This is a genomic window from Spirillospora sp. NPDC047418 (assembly GCF_040643275.1).
Classification (GTDB): Bacteria; Actinomycetota; Actinomycetes; order Streptosporangiales; family Streptosporangiaceae; genus Spirillospora.
Window position 1 is genome coordinate 1 of sequence record NZ_JBEYTW010000172.1, and the last position, 7,515, is coordinate 7,515.

A 7,515-nucleotide genomic window follows, 5' to 3' on the forward strand; every position below is an offset into this window, starting at 1 on the left:
CCCCGTGTTGCGTGGGGGGGTGTGTTTTGTTGGGCGCGGTATTAAACAACATCACGTCCGAATGTCAACGAGAGCGGGGTGGGCTGGGGGCGGGGGCGGTTGCAGATTTGCCGGCTGGGGGCTTGCCTTCTCTGGAGTGGGCGTTCTACGGTTCCGTGTAGTGACTGCTACAGAGATGTCGGTCACGCTCGCCACTTGCGCCCTACCTAAGGAACTGACGCCGATGACCGTCCTGGACGAGATCCGCCGGCTGGAGCCGGAGTTTCGGGCCGAGGAGGACCTCTCGGCCGAGCAGCGCGCGCTGACCGGCCGGGCCTTCACGCACATGCGCGAGACCGGCCTCATGCGCGGCCTGCAGCCCAAGCGCTGGGGCGGCGCCGAACTGTCGCTGCGCGAGCACCTGGCCGGCGTCTACGAACTCGGCCGGATCGCGCCGTCGGCGGGCTGGGTCGCCGGGGTCATGGGATCGCACCCGTGGCAGATCGCGCTCTTCCCCGAGGAGACGCAGGCCGAGGTCTGGGAGGCCGACCCGGACTGGAACGCCTCGTCGTCCTACGCCCCGACCGGGAAGATCGAGCCGGTGGACGGCGGCTACCGGGTGTCCGGCCGCTGGTCGTTCTCGTCCGGCTGCGACCACGCCCAGGGCGTGATCCTCGGCGGGTTCGCCGGGAAGGTCGAGGCCGCGCCGGGCGTCGAGGTGCCGAACTACGGGTCCGCGCTGCTGCACCGCGACCAGTACGCCATCGAGGACACCTGGCACGTCCGCGGCTCGCGCGGCACGGGCAGCAAGGACGTCGTCGTCGCGGACGCCTTCATCCCGGCGCGCCGCTTCCTGTCCAGCCCGCTCTACGAGTACAACCCGGACCGTCCCGCGCCCGGCATGGAGACCAACCCGTCCACGCTCTACAAGGTGCCGTGGGCGGTCATGTTCAACCTGGTCCTCGTCGCGCCGATGCTCGGGCTCGCGCGCCGCGTCCTGGACGACTGGACGGCCGACACCGCCGTCCGCAAGGCGAACTGGGGCGGTACCTACGCCGACGACCCGCTGATGCAGATGCACCTGGCCGAGGCCGAATGGGTACACGACGCGGCCGTCATGAAGATGTACGACGCGATCGACACGATCACCGAGGCCGCCGAGGCCGGCGTGTTCCTCGACAAGCGGCAGCGGGCCCGGCTGCGCTGGAACATCACCAAGGGCTGCCAGGAGACCGGCTTCGCGGTCAACAGGCTGATGCGGGTCGCGTCCGGCCGCACGGTCTTCGTCGACCACCCGCTGCACCGCCTCTACCAGGACGTCATCGCCGAACTCGGCCACGCGTTCCTCGTCTCCGACGGCGTCGGCCAGTACTACGGCGCCGCCCTCCTCGACTCGTCCGCACCGGAGGTCATGCTGTGATTTCGCAACTCGCTTACCTGGGGATCGCGTCCCCGAAGGCGGAGGAGTGGCGCGACTACGCCACCCGGCTGCTCGGCGCGGTCGTCGCCGGCGACGGACCGGACGGTGCCGTCCGGGTCAAGGTCGACGACAAGGGCTACCGGATCGCCGTCCACCCGGCCGAGCAGGACGAACTCCGGTACGTCGGCTGGGACTGCGGCAACGAGACCGGGCTGCGCGCGTACGCCGCCGAGCTGCGCGCCAAGGGCGTCGAGGTGCACGAGGGCGGCGCCGACGAGCTGAAGGAACGCCAGGTCGCCGAGCTGTACTGGTTCGCCGACCCGTTCGGCAACCGGCACGAGCTGGTCTGGGGCCAGTACTCGCAGCCGAACTCGTTCTTCCCCGGACGTCCCATGCGCGGCCGTTTCGTCACCGGCGACCTGGGCCTCGGGCACGTCGTGCTCATCGTCCCCGACCTGGAGAAGGCCAACGCGTTCTACGCCGACACGCTCGGGTTCCGGCTGTCGGACCGGGTGAAGAGCGACATCTTCAACCTGCGCTTCTACCACTGCAACGGCCGCCACCATTCGCTCGCCGTCGCCGAGATCCCCGGCATGACCGGCATCAACCACCTGATGCTGGAGGTCGAGTCGTTCGACGACCTCGGCAGCGCGATCGACCTGTTCACCGCCGACCCGGAGCGGGAGATCCTGCTGTCGCTCGGACGGCACACCAACGACCTGATGACGTCCATCTACGTGCAGACGCCGTCGTCGATGCAGATCGAGTACGGGCACGGGGGCGTCACCGTCGACGACCTGACCTGGGTCGCGGGCAACCACGACCTGCCGTCCATCTGGGGGCATCACCGCTCCCAGGCGTACCTGGACGGGCCGCCCGGGATCTTCCGCACGATCCCGGGTGGGGAGGCCGAATGACCGCCGAGATCCGCGTCGAGGACATCGCCATCGGCGGCGGGCGCCATCTGCACGTCAACCAGACCGGCACGCCCGGTACCCCTGCCCTGCTGTTCCTGCACGGTTCCGGGCCGGGCGTGACCGCCGCGTCCAACTGGCGGGAGATCATCGAGGGGCTCGGCGACACCTACCACTGCATCGCCCCCGACATCCTCGGGTTCGGTGACTCCAGCTACCCCGACCCGCAGCCGCAGGGGTTCGCCGCGCAGGCCGAGGTCCGCATCGGCGCGCTGCTCGACCTTGTGGACGCGCTGGGCCTGGACAGGGTCGTCCTCGTCGGCAACTCGATGGGCGGGATGTACTCGCTGCGCATCGCCCAGCTCCGCCCCGACCTGGTCGACAAGATCGTGCTGATGGGCTCGGGCGGCATGCCGGGCCTCGAGTCGACCCCGGAGCTGATCAAGCTCATCACCTACTTCGACGATCCGACCGTCGAGGCGATGGCCGATCTGCTCATCCAGTTCGTGCACGACAAGAACGCCTTCGGCGACACGGTGGAGGCGGTCGCGGCCGAGCGGATGCCGATGGTCCGGCGCCCGTGGATCGAGGCCGGGCACCGGGCCATGTTCGGGCCCGAGATGCTCACCTTCGGCCCGGACGACCTCGCCAAGATCGACATGCCGACCCTGGTGGTGCACGGCCGCCAGGACGTCATCGTGCCGATCGAATGCAGCTACTACCTCGCCGAGCACCTGCCGCAGGCGGACCTCTACGTCATCGACAGGTGCGGCCACTGGACGCAGATCGAGCAGGGCGGACGGTTCCAGGCGATCGTCCGGTCCTTCGTCGGGAACGGGACTGACTCATGAGCATGATCGAAAAGGCGCGGGCCGCCGCGTCCGTCCTCGCCGCCGCCGACGCGGAGGGCGCGGAGCAGGGGCGGCTCACCGCCGAGGCCGTCGCGGCGCTGGACTCGATCGGGGTGCTGCGCGCACTCCAGCCGGCCCGCTGGGGCGGCGGCGAGGCCCACCTCGCCGAGTACGCGGACACGGTGATCGAGATCGGCCGCGCCTCGGCGTCCGCCGGGTGGGTGGCCTCGGTCGTCGGCGTCCACCCGTGGCAGATCGCCCTCTTCCCGGAGGAGACGCAGGAGGAGATCTGGGGGGACGACCCTGCGCGGAAGATCGCCTCGTCCTACACCCCGACCGGCAAGATCGAGAAGGTGCCGGGCGGGTACCAGGTGTCGGGGCGCTGGTCGTTCTCGTCCGGGAGCGGGATCTGCTCCGGCGTCATCCTCGGCGGCATCGCCGGGCGGCGCGAGGTGAACGGCACCGAGTACCCCGACTTCACCTCGGTCATCCTCGACAGCGGCGACTACCGGATCGAGGAGACCTGGAACGTCGCGGGCCTGCGCGGCACCGGCTCCGACGACATCGTCGTGGACGGCGTCTTCGTCCCCGAGCACCGCGGCCAGTCGCACGTCTACTACACGCACGGCCTCGGCACCCCGCTGCCCGGCCAGAAGCTGAACGACGGGGCGCTGTACCGGACGCCGTGGGCGGTCACCTTCAACCTGATCATCACCGCCGGCGCGCTCGGCGCGTGCCTCGGCTTCTACGACCAGTGGGTCACCGAGACGCGCGGCCGCCGCACCAACTACGGCCAGCTGCTCCGCGAGGAGCCCGTCGTGCAGAACCACCTCGCCGAGGCGGCGTGGCAGCTCGACGCCGCCGTGCTGAAGGTCCGGCGGACCGCGACCGAGCTGATGGAGCACGCCGAGCGCGGCGAGATCCCGTCCCTGGAGCAGCGCGCCTTCTGGCGGTGGGACGTCGCCCGGTCGGCGAACGCGGCGGTCGACACCGTCCAGGCGCTGATGCGGGTCTCCTCGGGCCGCTCGGCGTTCATCGACCACCCGCTCCAGACCAAGTTCCAGGACGCCATCGCGGCCGGCAGCCACGCGTTCCTCTTCGACGACCCGCTCGCCAAGGCGTGGGGCGGCCGTCACCTCGGCGCCGAGAACCTCGCGGCGGTGCACCTGTGATCACCTCTTCCGACGTCACCGTCAAGGTCCGGGACGGGGAGCTGACGTTCCGGCTGCACGAGACCGGGAGGCGCGGGACGGAGGCCGTGCTGTTCCTGCACGGCTCCGGCCCCGGCGCGACCGGGCTGTCCAACTGGGAGCGGATCATCGCCGACCTAGGCGACCGCTACTGGTGCCTGGCCCCCGACCAGATCGGCTTCGGCGACTCCTCTCACCCGCTCGATGCGCCGCGCGGGATGGGCCCGTTCAACGACCTGCGCGCCGAGGCGCTGCTGGCGCTGGTGGACGCCCTGGGCCTGGAGAAGGTCCACCTGATCGGCAACTCGATGGGCGGGCAGCTGGCCCTCCTGATGACGCTGGCCCGTCCTGCCCTCGTCGGCAAGATCCTGCTGATGGGCAGCGGCGGCGCACCGGGCATGCCGGTCAGCCCCGGCCTCAAGCACCTCCGCGAGTTCTACGCGAGCCCCAGCGCGGAATCCCTGAAGGGCCTGCTCGGCGAGTTCGTGTACGACTTCGAACCGATGCGCGACACCGTCGACCGAGTCGTGGCCGAGCGCATGGCCTACGTGAACCGTGAGGACGTCCGCCGCTCGCACGAGGCGTCCTTCGACCCCGCCGGGACGCGGCGTTTCTTCACGCCCGAGGATCTCGCGGCCATCACCCACGACGTGCTGTGCGTCCACGGCCGCGACGACCGGATCATCCCGGTCGCCGCCAGCAGGTACTTCGCCGACAACCTGCCGAACGCGAACCTGTACGTCATCGCGCGGTGCGGCCACTGGACGCAGATCGAGCACCCCGAAACCTTCGAGCGCCTCCTGGTGGGCCTGATCGACGGAAAGATCTAGGAATGCGCATCGCCAACCACGCCGGCCGGGCCGTGCTCGTCCTGTCCGACGCCGAGGGCGCCGACATCGCGACCGCCTCCGGCGGCCGCTTCGGCCCCACCCTGCAGAGCATCTACGACAACTGGGACGCCTTCACGTCCTGGGCCGCGACCGCCACCCCGACCCCGGACGTCGAGATCGACCGCAGCCTCCTCGAATCACCCTCCCCCACCCCGTCCCAGGTGGTCGCCATCGGGCTGAACTACGCCGACCACGCGGCGGAAACCGGCTTCGAGCCCCCGACGGACCTGCCGCCGGTCTTCACGAAGTTCGCGTCGTCCATCACCGGCCCCTACGGCGAGATCGCTCTGCCCGACGGCGGCCACACCGACTGGGAAGTCGAGGTCGTCGCCGTCATAGGCAAGACGGCCCATAAGGTCTCCCCCGCCGAAGCATGGGACCACGTCGCCGGCCTCACGATCGGCCAGGACCTCTCCGAGCGGATCCTCCAGTTCGTCGGCCAGGCCCCGCAGTTCGGGTTCGCCAAGTCCTACCCGGGCTTCGCGCCGATCGGCCCCTGGCTGGTGACGCCCGACGAGTTCCCCGACCGCGACGACCTCGCGCTCGGCTGCTCGATCGACGGCGAGACCGTCCAGGACGGACGCACGTCCAAGCTGATCTTCCCGATCCCGCGCACGATCGCGAAGCTGTCGGAGGTCCTCACCCTGCGCCCCGGCGACGTCATCTTCACCGGCACCCCCGACGGCGTAGGCCTAGGCCGAACCCCCCAACGCTTCCTCCAACCCGGCGAAACCCTCCGCACCTGGGCAGAAGGCATAGGCGAAATGCAACACACCTTCCGATAGGCCAGAGAGACCCAGGTCAGCGGTTCGCCCTCCATGGCCGTCCCTCCACCCTCTCCGCGATCTGGGCGATGAGGGCATCCGTGGTGGCGGCCTCCAGCAGGCAGCCACCCCGCGGGTTCGGCACATACGCCCACCAGCGGCAGGTGTGGAGTCCCCACCAGCAGTGGACGCCGGGGAAGTGCTCTTCGATGTTCGGGATCATGGACGGCCGCACGGTGCCGGCCAGATGGCGGGGCGGGCGGTGGAGCGGCGCGGCCGGTGCGCCCGGGGGGACGCTCACCGGACGCGCCGCTCTCACCTCCCCCCCATGGGACCGCGCTGGGGGACGCGGTCCCCTCCGGTGGCCGAGCCGCGTTGTGTTGCGGCTGTTCCGTCACCGGAGCCCCTTGCGCGCGGCCGCCCGCTCGGCCTCAACGGCCTTGAGTCCGGTGGGATGAAGCTCCAACTCAAGCACGCGAAGATCGTCGACCAGGAATGGGACACGGGCGGTTTGTTCACATTTCTGGTGGGATTCGCCATTACCGGACACGACGCCGAGTGGTTCAAGGCCCACGCCGAGATCGAGCTGCGCTCCAAGGAACTGCGGATCTGGGAGCTCTCCTGGATACCGGGCCTGTTCCAGACGGAGGACTACGCACGAGCACTGTTCGAGTCGGCCAGTTCGCCGGAGGTCGAGGCCGACCTTGCAAAACGCATGAAGCGTCAGGAGGTGCTGAACCGCAAGCCCGGCCCGATCATGCGTGTCTTCCTCGACCAGGGCGTCCTCGACCAGCCGGTCGGCGGCCCTGAAGTGATGCGCGCCCAGCTCGCCGCACTTCTAGAGTGGTCACAGCACCCGAACATCACCTTCCGGGTCGTCCCGAGAAGCGTAGGCGCGCACATGGGACGAGACGGGTCATTCAAGATCATGACGGCTGGAAACGGCGATATCGCCTATACCGAAGCCTGCGGTGGTGGGAGACTGGTCATGGACGCGGAAGAAGTACGGTCCTTCCGCCTGCGGTTCGACCGCATCAGTGACCGGGCGCTGCCGGTCGATGCCTCGATCGACCTGATCAAGCGAGTGATGAAGGAGTTTCATTGACTCCCGTTTGGCGCAAGTCCAGCCGGAGTGGCACGTCGGGACAGAGTGACTGCGTGGAGGTCGCGCACCTCGAAGGAAATATCGGAGTGCGTGACTCCAAGGCCCCCGACGCCCCCCACCTGACGTTCGGCGCGGCCGACTGGCGCAGCTTCGCCGACCGTGTAAAGCGCGGCGAGCACGACCTGACCTGACCATCCCCCGGCGTGGACCTCGCCCGTCGACCTCAAGTGAGCGTCTACTGCGATGTCCACCAAGGTTCACCGGGTGCGTTGACCTGCGGCGTGTTGTTGTTATGAGCGCGTCGAAAACAACAACACGCCGCAGATCAACAACGTGGCGACCCGGCCGACGTTCGTGGATGCCGCACTAACCTCGATTTTTCGTGAGGTCGGTTGGGTCGCG

At 69.3% G+C, this 7,515-nt stretch carries 9 protein-coding genes; 8 read left to right on the forward strand and 1 reads right to left on the reverse strand.

Features of this window, described 5'->3' with window-relative positions; all coding sequences use genetic code 11:
* The first annotated feature begins 223 nt into the window (after positions 1 to 223).
* The 6 genes from ABZ806_RS44335 to ABZ806_RS44360 are packed head-to-tail and all read left to right on the forward strand — an operon-like array spanning position 224 to position 6,029.
* Positions 224 to 1,399 (forward strand): acyl-CoA dehydrogenase family protein, encoded by a 1,176-nt coding sequence (locus ABZ806_RS44335; RefSeq protein ID WP_500225892.1) that lies wholly within the window; start codon positions 224 to 226, stop codon positions 1,397 to 1,399.
* Positions 1,396 to 2,316, forward strand: coding sequence for a VOC family protein (locus tag ABZ806_RS44340; RefSeq protein WP_500225894.1), 921 nt, complete (start codon positions 1,396 to 1,398; stop codon positions 2,314 to 2,316). Before ABZ806_RS44335 ends, ABZ806_RS44340 begins: the two co-directional genes overlap by 4 nt.
* Entirely contained in the window at positions 2,313 to 3,164 is an 852-nt protein-coding gene (locus tag ABZ806_RS44345; protein ID WP_500225896.1) for an alpha/beta fold hydrolase, read from the forward strand. Before ABZ806_RS44340 ends, ABZ806_RS44345 begins: the two co-directional genes overlap by 4 nt.
* The gene (locus ABZ806_RS44350; RefSeq protein ID WP_500225899.1) at positions 3,161 to 4,336 is read left to right on the forward strand and encodes an acyl-CoA dehydrogenase family protein; all 1,176 of its coding nucleotides are present in this window, start codon (positions 3,161 to 3,163) and stop codon (positions 4,334 to 4,336) included. The genes ABZ806_RS44345 and ABZ806_RS44350 overlap by 4 nt, the downstream gene beginning before the upstream one ends.
* Positions 4,333 to 5,184, forward strand: a complete 852-nt coding sequence (locus ABZ806_RS44355; protein WP_500225901.1) for an alpha/beta fold hydrolase — start codon at positions 4,333 to 4,335, stop codon at positions 5,182 to 5,184. Before ABZ806_RS44350 ends, ABZ806_RS44355 begins: the two co-directional genes overlap by 4 nt.
* A gap of 2 nt (positions 5,185 to 5,186) precedes the next feature.
* A complete protein-coding gene (locus ABZ806_RS44360) occupies positions 5,187 to 6,029 on the forward strand; it encodes a fumarylacetoacetate hydrolase family protein (RefSeq protein ID WP_500225903.1) in 843 nt (280 codons plus the stop codon).
* Positions 6,030 to 6,045: 16 nt separating this feature from the next.
* Here the strand turns inward: ABZ806_RS44360 and ABZ806_RS44365 are convergent, their stop codons facing one another.
* Positions 6,046 to 6,309: a hypothetical protein gene (locus tag ABZ806_RS44365; RefSeq protein WP_500225906.1), complete on the reverse strand. Its 264-nt coding sequence runs from the start codon at positions 6,307 to 6,309 to the stop codon at positions 6,046 to 6,048.
* A 60-nt stretch (positions 6,310 to 6,369) separates the two neighbouring features.
* On the opposite strand from ABZ806_RS44365, the gene ABZ806_RS44370 reads away from it, so the two are divergent.
* Entirely contained in the window at positions 6,370 to 7,113 is a 744-nt protein-coding gene (locus ABZ806_RS44370; protein ID WP_500225908.1) for a DUF5753 domain-containing protein, read from the forward strand.
* The gene (locus ABZ806_RS44375; RefSeq protein ID WP_500225910.1) at positions 7,110 to 7,304 is read left to right on the forward strand and encodes a DUF397 domain-containing protein; all 195 of its coding nucleotides are present in this window, start codon (positions 7,110 to 7,112) and stop codon (positions 7,302 to 7,304) included. The genes ABZ806_RS44370 and ABZ806_RS44375 overlap by 4 nt, the downstream gene beginning before the upstream one ends.
* Positions 7,305 to 7,515 lie beyond the last annotated feature (211 nt).